Origin of the sequence: Micromonospora sp. WMMD998 (genome assembly GCF_029581235.1) — a bacterium.
Taxonomy (GTDB): Bacteria; Actinomycetota; Actinomycetes; order Mycobacteriales; family Micromonosporaceae; genus Micromonospora.
In genome coordinates this window covers 50424-74450 of record NZ_CP120740.1, presented here as the reverse complement: position 1 = coordinate 74450, position 24027 = coordinate 50424, and the positions used below count along the sequence as shown (strand labels likewise).

At 73.7% G+C, this 24027-nt stretch carries 22 protein-coding genes and 1 pseudogene; 15 read left to right on the top strand and 8 right to left on the bottom strand.

Features of this window, described 5'->3' with window-relative positions:
- Window positions 1-197 precede the first annotated feature (197 nt).
- Window positions 198-953 (top strand): phage Gp37/Gp68 family protein, encoded by a 756-nt coding sequence (locus tag O7619_RS00345; protein WP_282284948.1) that lies wholly within the window; start codon window positions 198-200, stop codon window positions 951-953.
- A 24-nt stretch (window positions 954-977) separates the two neighbouring features.
- Here O7619_RS00345 and tcmP read toward each other — a convergent pair whose 3' ends face one another.
- Window positions 978-2153, bottom strand: a complete 1176-nt coding sequence (tcmP, locus tag O7619_RS00340) for a three-Cys-motif partner protein TcmP (protein WP_282284947.1) — start codon at window positions 2151-2153, stop codon at window positions 978-980.
- A 223-nt stretch (window positions 2154-2376) separates the two neighbouring features.
- Window positions 2377-2607: a winged helix-turn-helix domain-containing protein gene (locus tag O7619_RS00335; RefSeq protein WP_282284945.1), complete on the bottom strand. Its 231-nt coding sequence runs from the start codon at window positions 2605-2607 to the stop codon at window positions 2377-2379.
- 370 nt (window positions 2608-2977) lie between these two features.
- On the opposite strand from O7619_RS00335, the gene O7619_RS00330 reads away from it, so the two are divergent.
- From O7619_RS00330 to O7619_RS00290, 9 genes are all read left to right on the top strand, one after another.
- The gene (locus O7619_RS00330) at window positions 2978-3223 is read left to right on the top strand and encodes a hypothetical protein (protein WP_282284943.1); all 246 of its coding nucleotides are present in this window, start codon (window positions 2978-2980) and stop codon (window positions 3221-3223) included.
- Window positions 3224-3429: 206 nt separating this feature from the next.
- Window positions 3430-4632 (top strand): substrate-binding domain-containing protein, encoded by a 1203-nt coding sequence (locus O7619_RS00325; RefSeq protein ID WP_282284942.1) that lies wholly within the window; start codon window positions 3430-3432, stop codon window positions 4630-4632.
- 4 nt (window positions 4633-4636) lie between these two features.
- Window positions 4637-5380 (top strand): ABC transporter ATP-binding protein, encoded by a 744-nt coding sequence (locus O7619_RS00320; protein WP_282284941.1) that lies wholly within the window; start codon window positions 4637-4639, stop codon window positions 5378-5380.
- A complete protein-coding gene (locus O7619_RS00315) occupies window positions 5377-6102 on the top strand; it encodes an ABC transporter ATP-binding protein (RefSeq protein WP_282284940.1) in 726 nt (241 codons plus the stop codon). The genes O7619_RS00320 and O7619_RS00315 overlap by 4 nt, the downstream gene beginning before the upstream one ends.
- Entirely contained in the window at window positions 6099-6989 is an 891-nt protein-coding gene (locus O7619_RS00310) for a branched-chain amino acid ABC transporter permease (RefSeq protein WP_282284939.1), read from the top strand. The genes O7619_RS00315 and O7619_RS00310 overlap by 4 nt, the downstream gene beginning before the upstream one ends.
- Window positions 6986-8095 (top strand): branched-chain amino acid ABC transporter permease, encoded by a 1110-nt coding sequence (locus O7619_RS00305; RefSeq protein WP_282284937.1) that lies wholly within the window; start codon window positions 6986-6988, stop codon window positions 8093-8095. The genes O7619_RS00310 and O7619_RS00305 overlap by 4 nt, the downstream gene beginning before the upstream one ends.
- Window positions 8096-8163: 68 nt before the next feature.
- Entirely contained in the window at window positions 8164-10281 is a 2118-nt protein-coding gene (locus O7619_RS00300; RefSeq protein WP_282284935.1) for a DEAD/DEAH box helicase, read from the top strand.
- A 130-nt stretch (window positions 10282-10411) separates the two neighbouring features.
- The gene (locus O7619_RS00295) at window positions 10412-10642 is read left to right on the top strand and encodes a heavy metal-associated domain-containing protein (RefSeq protein WP_282284932.1); all 231 of its coding nucleotides are present in this window, start codon (window positions 10412-10414) and stop codon (window positions 10640-10642) included.
- 208 nt (window positions 10643-10850) lie between these two features.
- Window positions 10851-11771 (top strand): hypothetical protein, encoded by a 921-nt coding sequence (locus O7619_RS00290; RefSeq protein ID WP_282284931.1) that lies wholly within the window; start codon window positions 10851-10853, stop codon window positions 11769-11771.
- 16 nt (window positions 11772-11787) lie between these two features.
- Here O7619_RS00290 and O7619_RS00285 read toward each other — a convergent pair whose 3' ends face one another.
- The gene (locus O7619_RS00285) at window positions 11788-12207 is read right to left on the bottom strand and encodes a helix-turn-helix transcriptional regulator (protein WP_282284929.1); all 420 of its coding nucleotides are present in this window, start codon (window positions 12205-12207) and stop codon (window positions 11788-11790) included.
- A gap of 189 nt (window positions 12208-12396) precedes the next feature.
- On the opposite strand from O7619_RS00285, the gene O7619_RS00280 reads away from it, so the two are divergent.
- Entirely contained in the window at window positions 12397-12828 is a 432-nt protein-coding gene (locus tag O7619_RS00280; RefSeq protein WP_282284928.1) for a hypothetical protein, read from the top strand.
- 18 nt (window positions 12829-12846) lie between these two features.
- On the opposite strand, the pseudogene O7619_RS00275 reads toward O7619_RS00280, so the two are convergent.
- The 5 genes and pseudogenes from O7619_RS00275 to O7619_RS00255 all read right to left on the bottom strand — a co-directional run bounded on the left by O7619_RS00275 (window position 12847) and on the right by O7619_RS00255 (window position 18057).
- Window positions 12847-13739, bottom strand: a pseudogene (locus O7619_RS00275) (IS5 family transposase).
- A 130-nt stretch (window positions 13740-13869) separates the two neighbouring features.
- Window positions 13870-15012, bottom strand: coding sequence for an SAM-dependent methyltransferase (locus tag O7619_RS00270; RefSeq protein WP_282284905.1), 1143 nt, complete (start codon window positions 15010-15012; stop codon window positions 13870-13872).
- 118 nt (window positions 15013-15130) lie between these two features.
- The gene (locus O7619_RS00265) at window positions 15131-16810 is read right to left on the bottom strand and encodes a DEAD/DEAH box helicase (protein WP_282284904.1); all 1680 of its coding nucleotides are present in this window, start codon (window positions 16808-16810) and stop codon (window positions 15131-15133) included.
- A 315-nt stretch (window positions 16811-17125) separates the two neighbouring features.
- Window positions 17126-17353 (bottom strand): DUF3107 domain-containing protein, encoded by a 228-nt coding sequence (locus tag O7619_RS00260; RefSeq protein ID WP_030502928.1) that lies wholly within the window; start codon window positions 17351-17353, stop codon window positions 17126-17128.
- A 65-nt stretch (window positions 17354-17418) separates the two neighbouring features.
- Entirely contained in the window at window positions 17419-18057 is a 639-nt protein-coding gene (locus tag O7619_RS00255; protein ID WP_282284903.1) for a TetR/AcrR family transcriptional regulator, read from the bottom strand.
- A gap of 148 nt (window positions 18058-18205) precedes the next feature.
- On the opposite strand from O7619_RS00255, the gene O7619_RS00250 reads away from it, so the two are divergent.
- The 4 genes from O7619_RS00250 to O7619_RS00235 all read left to right on the top strand — a co-directional run bounded on the left by O7619_RS00250 (window position 18206) and on the right by O7619_RS00235 (window position 24008).
- Window positions 18206-21127: a hypothetical protein gene (locus O7619_RS00250; protein WP_282284902.1), complete on the top strand. Its 2922-nt coding sequence runs from the start codon at window positions 18206-18208 to the stop codon at window positions 21125-21127.
- A 40-nt stretch (window positions 21128-21167) separates the two neighbouring features.
- Window positions 21168-22217 (top strand): alpha/beta hydrolase, encoded by a 1050-nt coding sequence (locus tag O7619_RS00245; protein ID WP_282284901.1) that lies wholly within the window; start codon window positions 21168-21170, stop codon window positions 22215-22217.
- A gap of 71 nt (window positions 22218-22288) precedes the next feature.
- Complete coding sequence (locus tag O7619_RS00240; RefSeq protein WP_282284900.1) at window positions 22289-23152, top strand: DUF3152 domain-containing protein; 864 nt, start codon at window positions 22289-22291, stop codon at window positions 23150-23152.
- A 64-nt stretch (window positions 23153-23216) separates the two neighbouring features.
- A complete protein-coding gene (locus tag O7619_RS00235) occupies window positions 23217-24008 on the top strand; it encodes a DUF3152 domain-containing protein (RefSeq protein ID WP_282284899.1) in 792 nt (263 codons plus the stop codon).
- The last annotated feature ends 19 nt before the right edge of the window (window positions 24009-24027 follow it).

The following is a 24027-nucleotide window of genomic DNA, read 5'->3' as shown; positions in this document are numbered from 1 at the left end:
CCGGTGGGGGTGCCTGCGCTCGCGCGAGTACCCCCACCGCCCCACGTCGTCGGCGAGCACGCTCGGCCGCCCGCCACCGGGTCGTTGAGGAATCGTTCAGACAATGAAGGCGAGAGATCGGTCGGAAAGCCGCCGCGCTCTTCCCATGCGTACGGATGTTCGACAAGATGGGCACTTCGCGATCGGAAGGAGGGCGCATGGCCGACAAGAGCGCCATCGAATGGACGGAAGCAACCTGGAATCCCACCACCGGTTGTGACCGCATCTCCGCCGGTTGCGACAACTGTTACGCCCTGACCCTGGCGAAGCGCCTCAAGGCCATGGGCTCGACTAAATACCAGACCGACGGCGACCCGCGTACCTCCGGTCCCGGATTCGGTGTCGCCCTGCACGCCGATGCCCTGGACATTCCTCGCCGCTGGCGTGACCCACGTACCGTCTTCGTCAATTCCATGTCGGACCTTTTCCATGCCCGGGTTCCCCTGGACTACGTCCAACAGGTGTTCGCCGTGATGCGTGAGACGCCGCGGCACACTTTCCAGGTGCTCACCAAACGAGCTGCGCGGTTGGCGAAGGTCGCCCACCACCTCGACTGGCCTGCGAATCTCTGGATGGGCGTGAGTGTCGAGGACGGCGCGCACCGACAGCGGATCGACCAACTACGGGAGGTGCCAGCCGCGGTGCGCTTCGTCTCGGCGGAGCCACTGCTCGGTCCGTTGGCTGACCTGGATCTCGGCGGCATCGACTGGCTTATCGCAGGCGGAGAGTCCGGGCGGGGCTGCCGGCCGATGGATCCCGCGTGGGTCCGTGACCTACGGGATCAGTGCAGGTCTGTCGGCACCGCCTTCTTCTTCAAACAGTGGGGCGGGCGCACGCCGAAGGTGGGGGGTCGGCTGCTGGACGGCCGGACCTGGGACGAGATGCCACTGCCCCGCACCCTCGTGTCGGCCTAGGAAGCGTAGAGGTCTGCCATCCCGTCACGGACGCCAGGCGACCTCCTTCCAGAAGTCGCCCGTGCCGGGGCAGCTGATCTGTTTCTGCCGGTACAGCGCTTTGACGGCCTGCCGCACGTGCGGCGCCCAGGCATGTCCGAGCACCTCGCCGTAGACCTCAGCCACATGATCCACGATCTTGAACGACGCATGCTGCTCCAGCATTTTTACGAGATTTCGCTCGATCGCTCGCGACCAGCGCGAGGCATTCTCGGCCTTATACTGCTCGGCATCGAAGACGGGGCCGTCGCCGAACAGCGTGTCGGCCAGGTGCTCGTCTCGGCGTAGCTGTTCTCTGACCCACGCCTCTTCCCACTCGACACCGGCCTTACCCAGGGTGTCGGCGAAGTGCCAGGCCCCTTCGCCGTGTGTGGTGAACAGCGTTAGGACGTACTTCGGCGCGAGGCCGGGCCGTGGCCGCACGGGCATCCGCACCGCCTGGTAGGCCGATCCCTGGGTGAGGTTCCGGGCGTACCTGTCCGCGACCCGCAATGCGATGTCCGTGGCACGCTCGTCATCTCGCGCGTCCGACACCTGAGCGAAATCGTCGCGCCACCAGGCTCCGCCGAGGAACCGGTCCAGTCGCGCGGCGGTCTTTCGCTCGCTCTCTGAGAGCCCGACCGGTCGCTGACCGGCGACGTGGACGGCGCGTCCCATTCGGGCCACTGCGGAGACGCTGAAGTGAAGCAATACCTCGGTGGGCGGCCAACTGGGTCGGCCGAGCAGCCGGGTACGGATCAGGTCGAAGTCGAGGGCTGGGCCGAAAGGGTCGAGAAAGGCGAAGAGCGAGGCACCCTTCGCCCGAGCGAGCAACTCGGGAAGGTGCTGGTCGAGGCTGCCCTGGCGCAGTTCACGTTGGACGGGGCCACCCTTCTCCCGGAGGACCTGTTCCAGGTTCGCGTAGCTGTCCGGGTCCTGTTCGACGAAGAACGCCAGCACATCGCGGAAGCCCTGAACGAACTCGGCGCACCGGGACAGGAGCAGCGGTGAACCCGGCTCCCCGCCGTCGTACTCGCCTCGGCCGGCGTAACCGTCCAGGAAGACGATCGGGTTGCCCTGGCCCGTCTTGGAGGCGAACACCACCGGGTAGCGCTTGAGAATGCCGTGCTTGAGCACGGCGGCTGCCTTCTTCGAGCGGAAGAATTCGTCGTTCGCGGACAAGAGCCCTCCCCGCCTCACTTACTTATGGTGATGCGAAGATAGCGTTCAGTTAAATTTCGCGCTGGCCGTGGTCCGGCAGGTGAAGAGTGCGCAAACCGCCGGGGCGCATGATGAGCAGTAGTGATGCCCTTCGTGGGATGCGCGAAGGGTGAAGCGGAGTCCATGATCTGACACCATCACGGCGTCCTGATTCATGCGCCGCGAGGTGAGATTCGGTCGAGGCCTAGCGGCTGGGCGCCTCGGCGACGTAGGTGCCGCGACCGGGCTGGCCGGTGATCAGCTCGCGATCGTGCAGCAGGGACAGAGCGCGCGAGGCGGTGTTCATGTGGACGCCGTAGCTCTCGGCCAGCTCGCGGGTCGAGGGCAGCTTGTCGCCGGGCTTCAACTCGCCACTCCTGATCTTCGCGGCGAGTTCGTTGGCGATGTGGCGGTATGGGGCTTCGGCTGTGGGCATGGTGAGGACTCCGGTTGGTTCGGCACCTCCGATCATGCCGGGCCTACACCAGCAACTGCAACAAGTTGAACGCACGAGCCGCATGCTCGACCTACCCAAATATTTTGGGTAGGCTGACCGCGTCCGGCTCCGGTTGGTTCGGCAAACCTCGGGAGTCGGGCCCGGATTGGGCTCCGGGGCCGTACCGCCGAACGGGCTGCGGTCTCGGTGCCGGCGACCCGCCCGCGTCCCCCATCCGTGGGCGGGTCGCCTCCAACGGCTGACGAGGAGGACCCGTGCGCAACCCGTTCCCACCCGTGCGGCGAAGGCGCGGGCATCGACGGCGGATCGAGCGGGCGCTCCGGAGACGGCTCGTGCCGGGGGCGTGCCGGTGAGCCGGGAGCGGTTCGTCGTACACCTGCCGGTGCTCGCGGCCGACCTCGACGGGGCTCGGGGGTTCGCGCGGGCCGTCTGCCGGGCGCTCGGTTTCCTGGCCGACGTGGAGCGCGCCGGGACGACCGTGTCGCGGGAGGACGAGCAGTCCGTACGCCACTGGGTCTGGTGCGACCGGTTGCTCGACGGCGGCCGGCGCTGCCCGCGTGCGGCGGACCACGAGGGGGAGTGCGGCCCGCGGTGAATGGGCGGGCCCGACATTGCCGCCGGGCCCCGCGTGGTGGGCCGGGCCATTCCGGGTCGGGGCGGTTACGAGGTGGTGTCCGGGGTTGTAACGCGCGGCCATCCTGCCCCGGAGACTTGTGTGCGTCGACCACATAGCCCGTGGGTGACGTCACTTCTAGCGTGAGCCGACAACTGACAATCCTCCTGTCCTCACCTGGAGTCGCAATGACGATCCGGCACACGCGACGGGTGTTCCTTTCCGCCGCCACGATGATGGCGGCCACGCTTGCTGCCACGGCGTGTGGCAGCCCGCAGGACACCGCCTCCGGCGGCGGCGACGCCGCGCCGGTCAAGGTCGGCCTGGTCTACTCCCAGTCCGGGCCGCTGGCCAGCTACGGCAAGCAGTACATCGAAGGGTTCAAAGCCGGCCTCGACTTCGCCACCAAGGGCACCGGCAAGGTCGGCGACCGCACGATCGAGGTGACCGAGGCCGACGACGCGGGCGACCCGGCCAAGGCCGTCTCCGCCGCCAAGGACATGATCGGCAAGGGCACGAAGATCATCGCCGGGTCCACCTCCTCCGGGGTGGCGCTCCAGGTGGCCCCGATCGCCGCGCAGAACAAGGTGCTGTTCATCTCCGGCCCGGCCGCCACGGACGGGGTGACCGGCGCGAACAAGTACACCTTCCGGTCCGGGCGGCAGTCCTGGCAGGACGTGGTGACCGCCCGGTCGTTCATCGGCGACGCGACGGGCAAGAAGGTCGTCGTCTTCGCCCAGGACGGCGCGTTCGGCGACGCGAACGAGGCCGCCGTCAAGGCCGTCATCGGCGGCGCCGGGGCGACCGTGAGCAGCGTGCGCGCGCCGGCAAGCGCCACCGAGTTCACGCCGTTCGCCAGCCAGATCAAGGCCGCGAAGCCGGACCTGCTCTTCGTCGCCTGGGCCGGCACCACCGCCGGCGCCATGTGGCAGACGCTCGACCAGCAGGGCGTCCTCGCCTCCACCACGGTCGTCACCGGCCTGGACATCCGCGCCTCCTGGCCGACGTTCGGCGCGGCCGGCAGCAAGATCTCGTTCCTGTCGCACTACTTCGACGGCGCGAGCGACACCGAGGCCGCCAAGGCCGCCAAGGCGAAGATCCCCGGCGGCACGCTCGACCTGTTCCACCCGGACGGGTTCGCCGCCGCGCAGATGATCGTCCGCGCGGTGCAGGAGGGCGGCGACGACGTGGAGAAGATGGTCACCGCGCTTGAGGGCTGGGAGTTCGAGGGCATCAAGGGCGCCATGAAGATCCGCGCCGAGGACCACGCGCTGCTCCAGCCGATGTACCAGGCCAAGCTCACCGGCAGCGGCACCGCGTTCACGGCCACCGCGCAGAAGACCCTGACCGGCGACGAGACCGCGCCGCCGGTCGCGCAGATGAAGGGCTGAGAAGGTGCTCGCCACCCGCGGTCTGACCTGGCGGATCGGTGAGGTCGCCATCGTCGACTCCGTCTATCTCGATCTGGCGCCGGGGGAGTTCCTCGGCGTGATCGGGCCCAACGGCGCCGGCAAGACCTCGCTGTTCAACCTGATCACCGGCCTGCGCCGGCCCACCGAGGGCAGGGTCGTGCTGGACGGGGCGGACGTCACCACGCTCCCGGTGCACCGCCGGGCCCGGCTCGGCCTGGGGCGCACCTTCCAGGCGTCCTCGGTCTTCGGCTCGCTGACGGTGCGGGAGAACGTCCGGCTCGCCGTACAGGCGCACCGGGGTGGCTCGATGAAGTTGTGGCGGCGGGCGGCGGCCGACCGGGAGGTGGCCGCCGCCGCCGACGCGGCGCTCGACCGGGTCGGCCTGCACCACCGGGGTACGGCGCTGGCCGGCACGCTCGCCCACGGCGAGAAGCGCAAGCTGGAGATCGCCCTGCTGCTCGCCGGGGAACCCCGGGTGATGCTGCTGGACGAGCCGATGGCCGGGGTGAGCGCCGAGGACGTGCCGGAGCTGGTCCGCGTGATCAAGTCGCTGACCGGGGACAGCGGGCGGGCGGTGCTCATGGTGGAACACCACATGGACGTGATCCTGGAGCTGGCCGACCGGATCGCCGTGATGCACCACGGCGCGTTGCTGGCCTGCGACACCCCGGACACGGTGATGGCGAACGCCACCGTGCAGGAGGCATACCTGGGGGAGGCGCTATGAGTGAGCCCGTCCTGAGCGTCGAGGGTCTGTCCGTGCGGATCGCCGGACTGCACATCCTCCAGGGCGTGTCGTTCGAGGTGGCGCCGACCGGCGTCACCGTTCTGCTCGGGCGCAACGGCGTCGGCAAGACCACCACGCTGCGCGCGATCGTCGGGCTCACCCCGCGCAACGGCGAGGTACGCGGCACCGTGCGGATGGGCCCGCAGACCCTGCTGACCCGCCCCACCCACCGGCTGGTCCGCGGCGGCCTCGGCTACGTGCCGGAGGACCGGTGCGTCTTCGCCGGGCTCACCGTCGCGGAGAACCTGCGACTCGCCGAACGGCGGGGCATCACCCCGGCGTACGACAAGGTCTTCGCGCTCTTCCCGGAGCTGGACCGGCGCGGACGGCAACGGGCCGGCTCGCTCTCCGGCGGGCAGCAGCAGATGCTCGCGATCGGCCGGGTGCTCCTCAACGACAACCGGCTGCTGCTCGTCGACGAGCCGACCAAGGGGTTGGCGCCGAAGGTGGTGACCGAGGTGGCCGAGGTGCTGGAACGGGTCGCGGAGTCCGTGCCGGTGCTGCTGGTCGAGCAGAACCTGGCGGTGGTGCGGCGGCTGGCGTCCGACGCGGTGGTGCTCTCCGCCGGGAAGGTCGCCTGGACCGGTGACGCCCGCGAGCTGCTGCTGGAGACGGCGCTCACCAAGTCGCTGCTGGGTGTGGGTGCGGAGGTCAAGGCGTGAACACGGTGGTCCTGCTGACGTTGACCGGGCTCGGCCTGGCGGCGCTCTACTTCCTCGTCGCCTCCGGCCTGTCCCTGGTCTTCGGCCTCGCCGACGTGCTCAACTTCGCGCACGGTCTGTTCCTCGGCGTCGGCGCGTACGCGACCTGGTGGGCGGCGGGCAACCTGCCGGGCGCCGGGCCGGACGGGTTCGGCTTCGTGCTGGCGGTGCTCTTCGGGGTGCTGGCCGGCTCGCTCGTCGCGGTGCTCGTCGAGCTGGTGCTGATCCGGCCGCTCTACTCCCGCACCATCGAACAGGTGCTTGTCACCGTCGGCCTGTCGCTTGCCGGCGTGGCGCTGCTCCAGGCCACCTGGGGCGCGGACCCGCGGACGTTCCCGCGCCCCGACTGGAGCCGGCAGGTGACCTCGGTGCTCGGCGCGCAGGTGCCGAACGCCGGGCTGCTGCTGATCGTCGCCGCCGTGGTGGTGCTCGGCGCGCTGCTGGCGTTCCTCCGCTGGACCCGGTACGGCCTGATCATCCGGGCCGGGGTGGAGAACCGGGAGATGGTGACCGCGCTCGGCATCGACGTGCGCAAGGCGTTCACGCTCGTGTTCGCGATCGGCGGGGCCGCCGCCGCGCTGGCCGGCGCGCTCGGCGGCGTCTACTTCGGCACCGTCTCACCCGGCCAGGGCGGGTCGCTGCTGATCTTCGCCTTCATCGTGGTGGTGATCGGCGGAATGGGCTCGGTGGTCGGGTCCGCGTACGCGGCGGTCGCCGTGGGGCTGCTGCAACAGTTCGTCAACTACTACGGCACATCCGGGCTCGGTGACCTGTGCGTGGTCGGCCTGCTCGCCGTGGTGCTGCTGCTGCGTCCGCAGGGACTGGCCGGAAAGGTGGCTCACGCATGACCAACTCGGTGGTCGACGCGCCCCCGGCGCAGGTGCCCGACGAACTCGCGCCCCGGCCCGCCCGGTGGCACCGGCTGCGCCCGTACCTGCCGCTGGTGGCCCTGGTGGTGGCGGCGGTCCTGCCCTACTCCACGCTGAGCCTGCCGGGGATCTTCGAGGGGCCGCTGAACTCGCCCGGCACGCTGCAACTGCTCGCCATCTGCCTGGTCTTCGGCGGTCTCGCGGCCGGCTACGACCTGCTGTTCGGGCGCACCGGCATGCTCTCCTTCGGGCACGCGCTCTACTTCGCCGCCGGCGTGTACGGCACCGACGTGCTCGTCACCAAGGCCGGGCTGCCGCTGTGGCAGGCCGCCGTGCTGACCGTGGTCGGCGGCACCACGCTCGCCGCGCTCCTCGGCGCGGTGGCGCTGCGCACCGTGGGCATCGCGTTCGCCATGGTGACGCTGGCCTTCGCGCAGGTCGGGGCGATCCTGGTGGCCCGCGACTTCGGCGGGTTGACCGGCGGCGAGGAAGGGCTGCCGCTGGACGTGTCCGGGTTGCCGGCGGCGCTCGTCGGCGTCACCAACACGGTCAACCTCTACTGGCTGGCGCTGGCGTACCTGGCGCTCGTGGTCCTGGTGGTGCACCGGGTCAGCGGCTCGCCGACCGGGCGGGTGCTGGCCGGGCTGCGCGACGACGAACGCCGGATCGGGGTGCTCGGGCTCGACCCGTACCGGTTCAAGCTTGTCGCGTTCACCCTGGCCGGGGGCCTGGCGAGCGCCGGCGGGGTGGTCTACGTGCTGATCGTGGGCGGTGCCAGCCCGCACATCACGTCGTCCGAGCTGACCCTGTCGCTGCTGGTGATGGTGGTGCTCGGCGGCCCGGGCACGCGGTGGGGCCCGGTGCTGGGCGGCATCCTCTACATGTACCTGGACCACCGCCTGACCGCGTTCGGCACCAGCGACGCCGTGAACCGCCTCCCCGCCTTCCTCAGCCACCCCCTGAGCCAGCCGTTGTTCGTCCTCGGCACGGTCTTCATCCTGGCGGTCTACTTCTTCCCCGGCGGCCTGGCCAGCCTCAGTTCCCGCCTGTCGCCCCTCCTGACCTCCCTCCGCTCCCGTCGCTGACCCCTCCCTGCCCGGTCCGGCCCCACGCGGGTCCGGGCCGGAGGGTCCGTGCCTGGTAGACATGTCGGATGAGTCTGGATCGGGAGGCGGTGCGGGAACGGGCCGAGACGGTGCTGCGACGGCTGGCCGGGGACCACGCCCGGCTGCGGGCGGACCAGTGGCTCGCCATCGAGGCGCTTGTCGTCGACCGGCGACGGGTGCTTTGCGTCCAGCGCACCGGCTGGGGCAAGTCGGCCGTCTACTTCGTGGCCACCGCCCTGCTGCGCGAGCACGGTGAGCACGGGCCGACGGTGATCGTCTCGCCGCTGCTGGCGTTGATGCGCAACCAGGTCGACGCCGCCGCGCGGGCCGGCATCCGGGCCCGCACCATCAACTCGGCCAACCTCGACGAGTGGGACGAGATCACCGCCGAGATCCACGCCGGGGCGGTCGACGTGCTGCTGATCAGCCCGGAACGCCTGAACAACCCGGACTTCCGCGACGGGGTGCTGCCGAAACTCGCCGCCACCACCGGGCTGCTGGTGGTCGACGAGGCGCACTGCGTCTCCGACTGGGGGCACGACTTCCGCCCCGACTACCGCCGGCTGCGGACCTTCCTGGCCAATCTGCCCGAGCACACGCCGGTGCTCGCCACCACGGCCACCGCCAACGCCCGGGTCACCCGCGACGTGGCGGAGCAGCTCGGGGACGCCCTGGTGCTGCGCGGCACCCTCGACCGGGAGTCGCTGCGCCTCGGCGTACTCGAATTGCCGAGCCCGGCCCACCGCCTGGCCTGGCTGGCCGACCACCTGGACCGGCTCCCCGGCTCGGGGATCGTCTACACGCTCACCGTGGCCGCGGCCACCGAGACGGCCGAGTTCCTGCGCGGCCGGGGCTGGTCGGTGGCCTCCTACACCGGGCAGGCCGACGACGCCGACCGCCGCGCCGCCGAGCAGGACCTGCTCGACAACAAGATCAAGGCGTTGGTCGCCACAAGCGCGCTCGGCATGGGCTTCGACAAGCCCGACCTCGGCTTCGTGGTGCATCTCGGCGCGCCGCCGTCGCCGATCGCCTACTACCAGCAGGTCGGCCGCGCCGGCCGGGCCGTCGAGCAGGCCGAGGTGCTGCTCCTGCCCGGCGTCGAGGACGCGGCCATCTGGCGGTACTTCGCCTCGCTCGCCTTCCCGCCCGAGGAACAGGTCCGCACGGTGCTCGCCGCGCTCGACACCGACCGGCCGATCTCCACCCAGGCCCTGGAACCGGTCGTCGACCTGCGCCGGGCCCGCCTGGAGCTGATGCTCAAGGTGCTCGACGTCGACGGCGCGGTCCGCCGGGTACGCGGCGGCTGGCTCGCCACCGGAGAACCCTGGACCTACGACGAGGCCCGCCTGCGGCGCGTCGCCGAGGCACGCACCGCCGAGCAACGGGCCATGCGGGAGTACGCGGCCACCTCCGACTGCCGGATGCGCTACCTGCGGGAAGGACTCGACGACACCGGGGCGGAGGACTGCGGCAGGTGCGACAACTGCGCCGGGCCGCTGTTCGACGCCGGCGTGTCCGCCGAGGCGCTCACCGCCGCGCAGACCTTCCTCGGCCGCCCCGGCGTCCAGATCCCGCCGAAGAAGCTCTGGCCCACCGGATTGGACGCGGTCGGCGTACCCCTGAAGGGCCGGATCGCCCCGGCGGAGCAGGCGCTGCCCGGGCGGGCCGTGGGCCGCCTGTCCGACCTCGGGTGGGGCGGGCGGTTGCGGGGCCTGGTCGGGCCGGACGCGCCGGACGGGCCGGTGCCCGACGACGTGGTGGCGGCCGTGGTCGAGGTGCTGAAGGCGTGGGCGCACGGCGACGACCCGTGGCCCCGCCGCCCGGCCGGCGTCGTCGCGGTCGGCTCCCGGGCCCGGCCGCTGCTCGTCGGCACGCTCGCCGAGCGGATCGCCACGGTCGGCCGGCTGCCGCTGCTCGGCCTGGTCACCCCGACCGGCCCGGCCGGTGCCGGCGGGCCGCGCGGCAACAGCGCCCAGCGGGTACGCGCCCTGCACGACGCCTTCCACCTGCCGGACGAGGTGGCCGACGCGCTGCCCGCGCTGGGCGGGCCGGTGCTGCTCGTCGACGACCTGGTCGACTCCGGTTGGACGATGGGCATGGTGGCGCGGCTGCTGCGCCGCGCCGGCGCCCCGGACGTGCTGCCGCTCGCCCTCGCCACCGTGTAAGGCGGGGGCCCCGCTTAACGCATTCTGCATAGGCGGGGGCCCCGCTTAACACCTGTGCTGCGGTGCGAGCCGTGCCACCGTGCGCGCGGCCGTCGTCGGCGGGCGGCCCGGCCGGCGGTACCGTGGGGCCATGACCGAGCAGCGACCCGTCGTCCAGACGTACACCGTGACCGGGATGACCTGCGAACACTGCGTCCGGGCGGTGACCGGGGAGCTGTCCGCCCTGCCGGGCGTCGACGAGGTCCGGATCGACCTGGCCCGGGGGACGGCCACGGTCACCAGCACGGCCCCGCTGCCGGTGGAGTCCGTCCGCGCCGCCGTGGACGAGGCGGGTTACGAGTTGGCCGGCGGCGTTGCCTGAGTCGTCGCCGCTCGCGAGTGCGCCCGACGTCGACGACACCGGGCCGGGCCCCCGCGGCGTCGCCGGGGGTGCCGACCGCGCGGCGGGGTCCGACCGCGCGGCGGGGTCCGACCGCGCTGTGGGGTCCGACCGCGCTGTGGGGTCCGACCGCGCGGCGGGTGCCGAACGCGCTACGGGGTCCGGGGGCGCGGCGACGGGTCCGGTCGCGGTGGACCGGGAGACGTTGCGGTTGGCCCTGGTGGTGGGCGGCCTGGTGTTGGCCGTGCTGCTCGGCTTCGGGCTGGGCCGGCTGAATCCGCCGGCGAGCCCCGCCGCCGCCGTCCCGACCGGTGAGGCCGCGACGACCGTCGGCGACCACTCCCACGCGCCCGGCACCGGCGCGCACTCGCACGACGGGGCGACGGTCACCCGGGGCGGCGGCGACGGCGCGACCGGCCTGTCGATCAGCTCGGCCGGCTACACGCTCGTCCCGTCGGCCCGCGAGCTGACCGCCGGCAGCGCCGGTGAGCTGCGTTTCCAGGTCCGCGACGACAGACGTCGGGCGGTCACCCGGTTCGCCGTCGTGCACGACAAGCCGATGCACGTGATCGTGGTGCGCCGCGACCTCACCGGCTACCGGCACCTGCATCCGACGATGGCCGCCGACGGCACCTGGTCGGTGCCGTTGACGCCGCCCGAACCGGGCGCCTGGCGGATGTACGCGGACTTCACCGCGGTCGCCGACGACGGCCGCCAGGTCGCCGCCGTGCTCGGCGCCGACCTCGCCGTGCCCGGCGGGTACGCGCCCCGGCCGCTGCCCGCCCCGGCCACGTCGGCCACGGTCGACGGGTTCACCGCCGCGTACACCGGCACGCCCGAGGTCGGGCGGTCGGCGCCGCTGCGGTTCCGGATCACCGGCGCCGGCGGTGGGGCCGCGCCGCTGGAGCCCTACCTCGGCGCGTACGGGCATCTGGTCGCGCTGCGCGAGGGTGACCTCGGCTATCTGCACGTGCATCCGGAGCCGACGCTCGACGGCGACGCGGTGACGTTCTGGCTGACCGCACCCGGACCGGGCCGCTACCGGATGTTCCTGGACTTCCAGGTCGCGGGCGTGGTGCGGACCGCGGAGTTCACTCTGACCGTCGCGTGACCGGCCGGCCCGCGGGTCAACCGGCCCGGCGGACCGGGCGGCGGGCCAGGTAGCGGAGCAGGTCGCGGATGTGGTGTTTTTCCTCGGCGGGGACGTTCGGGTCGGCGAGCCGTTCCAGGATCACCCGCACGTCGGCCTCGACCGGACCGTCCTCGATGCCCCGGCGGCGGGGCGCCGTGCCGGCGTCGGGCAGGCCCAGCGCCCGGAACGCGGCGGCCACCGGCAGATCGAGGGCGGCGCAGAAACCGCGCACCTTGGCGAGCTCGGGATAGTCCTGCCAGTCGCCGGCCAGCCAGCGGAACACGGTGGAGCGGCCGACACCGGTGTGGGTGGCGAGGTCGGTCACCGTCCAGCCGCGCTCTTCGCGGGCGTCGTCGATGGCCCTTCGCACGAAACGCGCGAAGGCCATCTGCGGCGAAACGTCTGCGGAACCCATCCCTGCTGGAACTGTCCCCTTCCGCCGGTGCGCCCGGCTCTGCGCCACGAGCCTAGTACGCCCGCGCGAAGAAGTAACTGACTGATCGGTCGCAAGGTCCCGCCGGCGGGACCGGTGGAGCATGAACAGTTGCGAACTGTCAATTAAGCTGGTCGAACCCCTCCCCGGCAGCGAATTCAGAGGAGCAGCATGGCCGAGCCGGACCGTCCCGTTCCGCACCGCCCTGGCGCGGTGAGCCTCTTCTTCGTGGTCAAGGCCGGCGTGTTCGCACTCGGCTTCTGGATCTGGCTGCTGGTGCTCGCGGCGCAGGGGGACCCGGCCGAGGGTGTGCACCTGGTCGCCGCGACCGGCGCGATCTGCACCACGCTTGCCGGCGTGGTGCTGGGCGCGCGGCTGGCGCTCCAGCGCAACGCCGCCGCCCGGCACGCCGAGCTGAAGCGTCTGCTCGTCGACATCTCCTGGAACGCCTTCGCCGCCGCCGGCAACTCCGACCACACGGCGAAGGTGGTGCCGTTCCCGACGTCGCCGCCGGACACCGAGCGGGCGACGAACCGGGGCCCGGGCGAGCGGGTGTCGGCCCTGGACCGTGGCGACCGCAACCGGAGCGAGCGCCGCCGCTAGGGACTGTGTCGAAGTCGGTCACAGCCACTCGTTGATCGCGGCGATGTGCACGGTGGCCTCGTAGCGGACGGCGAGTTTGTCGAAGCGGGTGGCCACGGCACGGTGGCGTTTGAGGCGGTTGATGCCGCACTCCACGGCGTGACGCTGCCGGTACCGCTGGGGGTCGAAGGCCGGTGGCCGGCCGCCCTTGGACCCCTTCTTACGCCGGTTCGCGTCCTGATCGGCCTTCGACGGGATCGTCGCGGCGATCCCACGTCGACGCAGATAGCGGCGGTTGGCCTTCGACGTGTACGCCTTATCAGCCAGGACCCGGTCCGGGCGGGTCCGGGGCCGGCCACCGCCGAGACGGGGCACCCGGATCCCGTCAAGCACCGGGATGAACTGCGGGCTGTCCCCGCGCTGCCCGGCGGTCAACACGATCGACAGCGGCTTCTGCCCCTGCTCACATGCCAGGTGCACCTTCGTGGTCAGCCCACCGCGCGAGCGACCGAGCGCATGGTCGTCCGGCTCGACCGTGACCCCGCCCGGCGGCTCGACCTGCAGATCCCCCTTTTACGCGCCCCAGCGGCGTGCTGATGCGCCCGAGCGACCGTCGAGTCCACCGACACGTCCCACACGACGCGTCCGCCCCCGTCAGCCAGGGCCTGTAACACGGTCAGGATCGTCGCCCAGGTCCCATCGCGCTGCCAACGCCGGAACAGCGCGTACACCGCCGCCCAGGACCCGTAACACTCCGGGACGTCCCGCCACGGGGCACCAACCCGTACCCGCCACCGAATCCCATCAATGAGCTGCCGTTTCGTCCATGTCGACGGCCGACCCGGCCGACGCCCCGCAGGCAGCAACGGCTCCAGCGCCGCCCACTGTGCGTCGGTCAGGTCATGCCGCCTCGTCACCGCTAGGGTGTCCACGAGGTCTCCGGTGTTCGGGTTCTGCTTGGTCGCTGAACCAGATACCGGAGACCTCGCTACATCTCGAACACCGACACGCCAAGACCCTCACCCAACAACTCAAGCCCTGGCACCGACTTCGACACAGGCCCTAGTCGGCGAGCAGCGTCTGCAACCGGGGCGTGACGCCCCACCGGTCCACCAGCTCGCGGTATTCGGCGCGGTGCTCGTCGGTCGGCGCGCCCGCCGTCCGGCGAGCGCGGATCAGCAGGTTACGCGGGGTGTGCTGCGAGTCGACGAACTCCACCACCTCGGCGCGGTAGCCGTGCAGCCGGAGCAGCCCGGCCCGTAGCGCGTCGGTGAGCACGTCGGCGAAGCGTTCCCGCAGGATGCCCTGCCGGGTGAGCAGCGCGTCCGGCCCGGTGGCGGGGCGGGCCCGGAGCTGGGCGGCCAGGTCGTGGTGGCAGCACGGGGCGGCGAGCACCCAGCGGGCGCCCCAGCGCACCGCCCGGGCCAGCGCCTCGTCGGTCGCCGTGTCGCAGGCGTGCAGGGCCAGCACCAGGTCGGGGGCCGGCTCGACGGACGCCTCGGCGATGGTGCCGGCGACGAAGCTGACCCGGTCGGCCCAGCCCAGCCGCTCGGCCAGCTCGGTGTTGCGGCGGCGCTGGTCCTCCCGGACGTCCACCCCGACCAACGTCACGTCCAGGCCGCGCCCGGTCAGGTAGCGGTGGGCGGCGAAGGTCAGGTAGGCGTTTCCGCAGCCCAGGTCCACCACCCGCAGCGGGCCGGTGCGGTCGTCGGGGAGGGTCGCGGCAAGCGCCCGGAGGAACGCGTCGACCTGTCGGCGCTTGGCCGCGGATCCGCCGATGACGGCGAACAGCGGATCACCCGGGTCGAGGAGCCAGTCCTTGGCGCGGTCGTGTCCGCCGGGCTCGGCGACCGGCCGGCTGGCGGCGGCGCGGTGCACCTGGGCCTCGCCGGACTTGGTCACCCGGAGCTGGAGCGTGGTGTCGGCGGTCTCCACGTGCCAGTTGCCGAACGGCTCGGCGAGCAGCTCGTCGACGGCGGTGCCGGCCTCCGTGCCGGGGGCGACGTTCCGGGTGTGCGGCCGGGCGCCGTCGGAGGTGGCGATCTGTAGTCGGTTCCCGGCCTTGAGGGTGACCGGGCGCAGCTCCGCGCGAACCACCGAGGGGCGCTGCCCGCGCCGCCGGCCGGCGGCCACGGCCCGGGTCAGGCCCGGGTCGAGCAGCAGTGCCCGTACCTCCCGCAGCGCCGTGTCCAACGGTTCCGGCATGCCTGTCCTTCCTTCTTCTCGCTGCCCCACCTCATGATCGCCCGGCCGCGACTCGAGGCCGGTAGGGCAGGGAACGGCCCCCGGAGTTGGTGGGTCCGGGGGCCGTGGGTGTCGTACGTCAGTCGGCGGTAGGCGTGTCGGCCGAGGTGGCGGAGCTGCGACGGCGACGGCGACGGCGCGGCTTGGTGGCGGTCTCGCCTCCCTCGCCGGTGGCGGTGGGGCCCGCCTCGGCGGGCGCGGCCTCGGCGTTGATCACTGCGGTCGGCTGCTCGCCGGCCACCGTCTCGCCCGCCCGACGGCGGCGCCGACGACGCGGGGTGCGGGTGCCCTCGTCCGCGCCGGTGGTCGCCTCGCTCTCGGCGGGCCCGCCGGCGGTATCGCCCCCGCCGCCGCGCCTGCGCTCCCCGCCGCGACCGCCGCGGCCACGGCCGTCGCCGCGTTCGCCGCCCCGGCCACGGCTGTCACCGCGTCGGCCGTCCCGCCGCGACCGCCCGCCGCCCAGGTCCTCCTCGACCTCGGCGGAGAGGCCGGCGCGGGTGCGTTCGGCGGTCGGCAGGGTGTCGCTGACGTCCCGGGAGATGTCCAGGTCGGTGTAGAGGTGCGGGGAGGTGTGGTAGGTCTCCGGCGGCTCGGGCATGTCCAGCCCGAGGGTCTTGTCGATGATCCGCCAGCGGGGCATGTCGTCCCAGTCGACGAACGTCACCGCGACACCGCTCGCCCCGGCCCGGCCGGTGCGGCCGATCCGGTGGGTGTAGGTGTCCTGGTCCTCGGGGCAGTCGTAATTGATCACGTGGGTGACGCCGGTGACGTCGATGCCCCGGGCCGCCACGTCGGTGGCGACAAGCGTGTCGATCTTGCCGGCGCGGAACGCCCGCAGCGCCCGCTCCCGGGCGCCCTGGCCCAGGTCGCCGTGCACGGCCGCCACGGCGAAGCCGCGGAAGTCGAGGTCCTCGGCGACCCGGTCGGCGGCCCGCTTGGTGCGGCAGAAGATCATGGTCAGCCCGCGCCCCTCGGCCTGGAGGATCCGCGCCACGATCTCGACCTTGTTCATCGAGTGGGTGCGGTAGGCGAGCTGCTGGGTCTGCGGCGACGGGCCCGTCTCGGCGGTGTGCCCGGCGTGGATGGTCACCGGCCGGCGCAGGAAGCGTCGGGACAGCGCGACGATCGGGTCCGGCATGGTGGCCGAGAAGAGCATCGTCTGCCGGTCCTCCGGCAGCATCGCGAGGATCTTCTCGACGTCGTCCAGGAAGCCCAGGTCGAGCATCCGGTCGGCCTCGTCGAGGACGAGCGCGCGGACCCGGTCGAGTCGCAGGTGCTTCTGCTTCTGCAGGTCGAGCAGGCGGCCGGGCGTGCCGACCAGGATCTCGACGCCCTTGCGCAGCGCCTCGATCTGCGGCTCGTACGCCACGCCGCCGTAGATCGGCAGCACCCGGATGCCCCGGGTGCGACCGGCGGCGTCGAGGTCCTTGGCGACCTGGATGCCCAGCTCGCGGGTGGGTACGACGACGAGCGCCTGCGGCACGCCGTCGCTCCCCTCGGACGGGGCGAAGACCCGCTCCAGCAGCGGGATGCCGAAGCCGAGCGTCTTGCCGGTGCCGGTCGGGGCCTGCCCGATCAGGTCGACGCCGCGCAGGCCGATCGGCAGCGCGTATTCCTGGATGGCGAAGGCGCGGGTGATGCCCGCGGCGGCCAGGGCCTCGACGGTTTCCTGGCGGGCGCCGAGGTCGGCGAATGTGGGTGCCTCCGGGGGGACCGGAGCTGTGGGGGCCAGTGGCTGGCCGGAGATCTGCTCACTCATGTGGATGTGGGGGTGCCCTCTCGTGGTGCGCCCCTCATGTCCTCAGGGCGCGGACGGTTTGGCGCGGGCCACGCGGTCGGGGGCGGTTTCGCCGAGCCGGACCGGGCCGCACGCGCGCCGGGGACCGGTGCTGATCAGCGGGGCTGACCAGGTCGATGCCCACGGCAACTGTTTCATCCTACCCGAACAGCCCGCGGGGCGTCCCGATTCCGGGTGCCGGCGGGCCACTGGGGGGCGCTGTATGTGAGGTGCATCACATGGAGAGATGGTGGCCGCGGCGGGTGACCCCCGCCACGGCGACCGGTGCGACCTGGGTCAGCGGACGGTGAACCCGACCGCGCGGGGCGAGGCCTCCGCGATCTCGACGTAGGCGACCTTGCCGACCGGCACGATGACCCGACGGCCCTTCTCGTCGGTCAGGGAGAGCGTGCCCTCACTCCTGGCGAAGGCGTCGGTCACGATCTGCTCGATCTCGGCCGGCGACTGCGCGCTCTCCAGGACCAGCTCCCGCGGCGCGTACTGCACGCCGATCTTGACCTCCACTGTGCCTCCTCAACTGGGGCGAAAAAGCCACCGTGGGAAGGCTATCCGATCGGGCGGGGCGATGGTCAGGCTGACTCACCCTGCAGCGGGAAGCTGGCGATGCCGCGCCAGGACAGGGCCGCGACCAGCGCCTCCGCCTCCGGCTTGGCCACCTGCCGGCCGCCCGCCAGCCAGAACTGGGCGGCCGTCTCCGCCGCGCCGACCAGGCCGGAGGCGAGCAGCTCGGCGTGCGCCCGGCTCACCCCGGTGTCCGAGATGATGGTGTCGGTGATCGCCGCGATGCAGCCCTGCTCGACCCGCTCGACCCGCTGCCGCACGGCCGGGTCGTTGCGCAGGTCGGACTCGAAGACCAGCCGGAACGCCTCGCTCTCGTGGTCGACGAAGTCGAAGTATGCCCGCACGGCGGCGCCGACCCGCTCCTTGTTGTCCTGCGTGCCGCGCATCGCGTCGTGCACCTTGGCGACGATGGCGTCACAGTGCGTGTCCAGCAACGCCAGGTAAAGCTCCATCTTGCCGGGGAAGTGCTGATAGAGAACGGGCTTCGAGACGCCGGCCCGCTCGGCGATGTCGTCCATCGCGGCGGCGTGGTAGCCGTGCGCGACGAACACCTCCTGAGCAGCGGCGAGCAGTTGTTTACGGCGCGCCGAGCGGGGCAGGCGGGTGGGCCGACCGGCGGTCTGGGCACCGTTCCCCACTGCGGTCATGGGAACCTCCGAGTATCTGCGTCGAGCCGGCACGTAACGCCCGAACCGGACCGGGTTCGTGAACCCGTCGCGGAATTGGCCCGCCGCTGTAACTTATCGCCACTGTCACCACACGGTAGCCTCAGCGGGGGCGACCAAGGAGCGCGCGGTGAGTGAAACAGGGCAACCCGGAGCCCCCACCCCGGGAGAGCACGGCGACGGGACGGGCCAGCAGGACGACCCGGCCCGCACCGGCGGTGGTTGGGCCCCCCCGGCGAACGGCTGGTCCCGCGGGACTCCGGCGCCCGGCGGCTGGCCCTACAGCGACCTGGGTGGCGGTTGGGCCGCCTCCTCGCCCCGGCACGGCGACCTGCCGGCCCCGTTGCCCGGTCATGTGGCCGGGGAGCCGGCGGTCCACGCCAACGGCCGGCACGTCAACGGCGTGCGCCACGCCGGGGAGGAGTCGTCCGTGACCCGCCAGGCCCCGGTGAGCGCCCCGCCGGTGGCGGAGCCGCCCCGGGAGAGCGACGGCGACCGGCTGGCGGTGCCGGCCCCGCGCCCCACGCCCGCGATCGAGCAGCAACCCGACCCGACCGACTCCGCCGGCTCGCGGCACGCCTCGGACGACACGTCCGCCCACCGGGTGTCCCGGTGGGCGGAGAGCGGTCCGACCTCCGCGCCCCCGGCGCTCCAGGTGCCGCCGGTCGGCGCCGCCGCCTCCGGCTTCGAGATGCCGCCGGGCTTCCACGCGCCCACCGTCGACCCCGCGCTGTCGTCCCGCCAAGGCTGGTCCGGCCGGGGCCCGGTCGACCCGCCGGCCGCCGGCGCGGGCCATGCCGACCAGGCCCCGGCGGACCCGGCGGCGCACCGCCCGGCCGACCCGCGCCCGCCTGACGGGCCGCGCCCGCCTGAGGGGCCGCCGGCCGCCACTGACCACCGAGGCGCCGACCCCCGGGCCGCCGCCGGCTCCCGGGGAGCCGGGTCCGACGACCCGACCACGGGCGGCGAGCCGGACTGGCCCGGCCCGTCCTGGAACCGTCCGAGCTGGGGCGACGGCTGGGCGCCGCCGTGGGCCCGCACCGACGAGCCGGTCGGCCACCGGGCGACCCGCGACGACGAGCCCGCCGACCGGCGACCCCGGGACGACGAGCCGAGCGGTCGCCGCGCCGCCCGCGCCGCCGAGTGGGCGCCCGAGCCGGTGCGGCCGTACGAGCCGGCCCGCGTCGAGCCGCCCGCCGGCTACGAGCCGCCCCGGCCCGAGCCGGTCCGGCCGTACGAGCCGGTGCGCGCGGAGTCGGCCGCCGGTCACGAGCCGCCGTACCCCGAGCCGACCCGGCCGTTCCGACTGCCCCGCGAGGAACCGCGGCCGGGTTACGAGCCCCCCGAGCGGCCCTCCTGGGCCGGACCGCCGGTGCCGGTGACCCCGTTCGGTGGGTCCGCGCGTCCCGAGCCGACCGGCGCGCCGGTCTCCCGGGAGGCGCCCGCCGCCTACGCCCCGGCCGCCGACGAGCCGGCGTACGCCCCCGGGCCGACCGCCGACGAGCCGGCGTACGCCCCGACCGCCGACGACGGGGCGTACGCGCCCGCGCCGACCGCCCGGGCCGCCGGTGAGCCGGCGGACGGGCCGCGCCGCGTGCCGGACCGCTCGACCGCCGAGCCGGCCGGTGTCCGGCCCCTCTCCGCGGTGCCCGCGACGGGTGGGACGGCGCGGTTCGACCCGGCGCCCGCGCCCCGCCCGAGCAGCGCCCCGCCCTACACCGCCCGCCGGTCCGCCCCCGAGCCGCCGGCCGTCGGCGCGGTCGCCGAGCCCCAGCCGGGTGATCCGGCCCCGGCGGTGCTGCCGCAGCGCGTCCCCGCCGAGCCGGACGTGCCCGTCGTGCCGGAGCCGCCGGCCGTGGAACCGTCCGCGGAAACCCCCGAACTCGCCCGGATCGCCACCCACCTGCGCCGGGACGACGAACCCGCACCGTTGCGCGAGCGGCCCGAGGGCTTCGACGTCAACGCCATCCTGGACGCCGTCCGCGAGGTCGCCGGCGTCCGGGACGCCGCGCTCCGCCGCACCCCGGCCGGCGCGCACAGCCTCCGGCTGGACCTGGCCGACGGCGCGGACCCGGCCGACGTGAGCCGGCTGGTGGCCCGCCTGCTCCAGGAGCGGATGGGCCTGGCCGCCGCGCCGCAGAACCTGCCCGGCGCGCCGCCCGTACCGCCGCCGCCGGTGCGCCGCCGGTCCGCGACGCCGCGCGCCGACCGGCTCGCCGAGCTGGCCGAGGGCCGATCCGGTACGCCGCAGCCGCGCGCCGACGACCAGTCCGTCGCCCCGACCCGGGATGCGGGGTCGGCCGGCCCCGGCGAGGACGACACGTCGGCGCGGGCCGGCGCGGGGCGGCCGACGTCGAGCCGCCCGACCGGGAACCGCTCCGGCGAGGGCCGGCCCGGCGGGGTGGAGTCGCGCACCGGTCGACCGGCCGACGTGCCGGTGGAGGAGACCGAGCCGGGCGAGCCGCCGCGCCGCCGCCGGCAGACCACCCACCGCGGTCGGGCCACGGTGGACGACACCTCGCTCGCCGCCGCGCCGACCGGCATGTCCACCGGCAGCCCGGTCACGCTCGGCACCTCGTACTCCGGTGGGCAGATGACCACGACGGAGACCGCGCCGTCGCGACCGCTTGACCCCGGCGGCGCGCCGGGTCCCCGGGTGGTGATCGACCACGTGCTGGTGAGCACGTTCGGGCTGGACGCCACCACGGAGGTCCGCCTGATCGCCGGGGACCGGGCGGCCGAGGGGCACGCGACCGGGCCCGCCGTCGACGGGTACGTGCTCCGGCTCTGCGCGGTGGCCGCGGCCGTCGCGGTGGACGAACTGCTCGGCGGCGAGGCGCCGGCCGGCGAGCGGGGCCGGTGCTTCGTCGAGCACGCCGCCGTGGTGCCGTTCGGCAACTGCGAGGTGGCGACCGTGGTGGTGCTGCTGGTCTGCGACGGTTGGGTGGAGCAGCTGGCCGGTTCGGCGCTTGTGGCCGGCGACCCGCGGCAGGCCGTGGTCCGGGCCATGCTGGCGGCGGTCAACCGGCGCCTGGAGGCGCTGCTCGCCTGAGGAGTGTGCGGCCGGCGTCGGTGCGGGGAAGACTGGAGACATGAAGCGTGCCGCACTCTGGCCGGACCATGTCCTCCCCGCACACCAGGTCCCGCCGCCGTGGCCCGGCCGGCACGTGCCGCTCGACGGCACGCTCGTCCACGTCCGGGACACCCCGGCCACCGCGCCCGGCGCCGAGCCGGCGCTGTACGTGCACGGCCTCGGTGGCTCCGCGCAGAACTGGACCGACCTGGCCGGCCTGCTCGCGGGCCGGCTCGACGGCCAGGCGATCGACCTGCCCGGCTTCGGGCGCAGCGAGCCCGGGCGGCGGTACACGATCCCGGCCTTCGCCGACCGGGTGGTCCGCTGGATCGAGCACAGCGACCGGGGGCCGGTGCACCTGTTCGGCAACTCGCTGGGCGGCGCGGTCGCGGTGCGGGTGGCGGCGCTGCGGCCGGATCTGGTCCGCACGCTCACGCTGATCTCGCCGGCCCTGCCGTTCCTGGACTTCCGGCGTTCGTTGCAGGGGCGGATGCTGCCGGTGCTGGTGATCCCCCGGGGGGAGCGGCTGGCCGCCTGGCGGCTGGCGCAGCTCGCCCCGGAGGTGATGGCGCAGCAGGTGATGGAGTCGTGCGTCGCGGACCTGACCCGGATCAGCGAGCAGCGCCGGCAGGAGGCGATCGAGGAGATCCGGATCCGGTACGAGGCGGCGCACTACGCGGCGGCCTACGTCCGCACGTTCCGCGGCCTGGTCGGTAGCTTCCTGCGGTCGTACCTGCCGGGCGCGGGCGCGCTCTGGCGGCAGGCCGCGGCGGTGCGGGTGCCCACGCTCGTGGTGGGCGGCCGGCAGGATCGCCTGGTCGACGTACGGGTCGCCCCGCAGGCCGCCCGGGTGATCCCGGACAGCCGGCTGCTGATGCTCGACGGTGTCGGGCACGTGGCGCAACTGGAGGTGCCCCGGACCGTGGCGCGGGCGGTGCTGGCGTTGCTCGCCGATGCGGCGCCGGACGGTTCCTCACCGGGAGCCGCCGGCCCGGCGGCGGAGGCGGCCGAGGCAGCGGAGGCGGCCGAGGTGCCGGAGGTCGCCACGCCGGGGTCGAACGGGCGGTAACCGCAGGCCACGGCCCTGGTCGCCGGAACGGCGGAGCGCGAAAGCGGGCGTGACGTGGCAGGCTGAGCCGGATGCCCAGCTCCCGCCGTCCGCGCGCCGCGCGGTTCACGCCCCGCGTCCACCGATGGCGTGCCGTCGCCGTGGTCTGCGCGTTTCTCGCCACCGCCGCGGTCGGCGTCGGCGTGGCGTTGCGACTTCCGCCGGCCGGCGCGGACGAGATGGTCACCGACGGGTTCGCGGCGCAGCCCCCGGGCCCCGCGCAGCCCCCGGGTCCTGCGGCGCCGTCGGCGAGCGTCCCGCCGTCGCCGAGCCCGTCGGCCGGGCCGGTGCTGGCGCTGCCCGGTCCGGTGCCCTCCCACGGCCGGGGCAGTTTCGGGTACGACGCCCGGTCCGGCGACGTGCTCGGCCGGGCCGGGGCGGTCCGGCGGTTCCGGGTGGCGGTGGAGAACGGCTCCGGTGAGCAGGCGGTCGCCTTCGGCGACGCGGTGCAACGGGCGCTGGCCGGGCCGGGGAGCTGGGTGGACGGCGGCCGGCTGCGGTTGCGGCGGGTCGCGCCGGGCGGCCGGTACGACTTCACGATCTATCTGGCCACCCGGGACACCGCCGGCCGGCTGTGCGGGGCGGGTGGGATCGACATCCGCAAGGGCGGCGTGCCGTACACGTCCTGCCGGCTGCCCGGCAAGGTGGTGATCAATCTGGATCGGTGGCGGACCTCCGCGCCGCACCTGGTCGCGGCCGGGATGCCGCTCGACGCCTACCGGCTCTACGTGGTCAACCACGAGGTGGGGCATCAGCTCGGGCACCACCACGAGGCGTGCCCGGGTGCCGGCAGGGCCGCGCCGGTGATGCAGCAGCAGACCCTGTTCCTCGACGGATGCCGGCCGAACCCGTGGGCGTACCTGCACGGGAAGCGGTACTCCGGCCCGTCGTTGTGAAGGTTATTCGCGGCTTAGAAGGCAAAAGCAGCTAAATGCCCGAATTGCGTGGCACGCTGGGGGCATGACGTACGACCCGCCGGAACGCCCCGGGCTGCGCCGGATGCGCCGCCGCCGCCGACGGTCGGTGCTGCTGCTGGCGATGCTGCTCGCGGCCGGCGGCGGAGCGGCGGGAATCACCCGGCTGAGCGAGCCGACGCGGCCCGCCCGGGTCCCGCTCGCCGCCGAGCCCACCCTGATGCCGGACGCCGACACCGACCACCGGCCGGCCCCGACCGGCTATCCCACCGCCGGCCCCGGCACCTTCACGGTGGCCCAGGGACGATCGGCGGTACGCGGCGACGGCGGCCCGCTGCGCCGCTACCGGGTCGAGGTCGAGCGGGGTACGGGGCAGGACGCGGACGGGTTCGCCGCCACCGTCGACTCGGTGCTCGGCGACCCGCGTAGCTGGATCGCCTCCGGGCAACTGCGCGTGCAACGGGTGCCCGAGGCCGCCGCCGCCGACTTCACCATCTATCTGGCCACCCCGGTCACCTCCGAGCGGATGTGCGCCGAGGGCGGCCTGCACACCGAGCGGTACACCTCGTGCCGCCTGCCCGGGCGGGTCGTGCTCAACCTGGCGCGCTGGATGACCGCGGTGCCCGACTACGGCGCCCCGCTCGACGTCTACCGCACGTACGTGATCAACCACGAGGTCGGGCACGAGTTCGGCGAACTGCACCAGGCGTGCCCCGCGCCCGGCCTCCCCGCCCCGGTGATGCAGCAGCAGACGTACGGGCTGGACGGCTGCGTGCCGAACGCCTGGCCGTACGTCGACGGGGTCCGCTACTCCGGCGAGCCGACCGACGGCGTCTGACGTTATTCCCGGTCCCGCA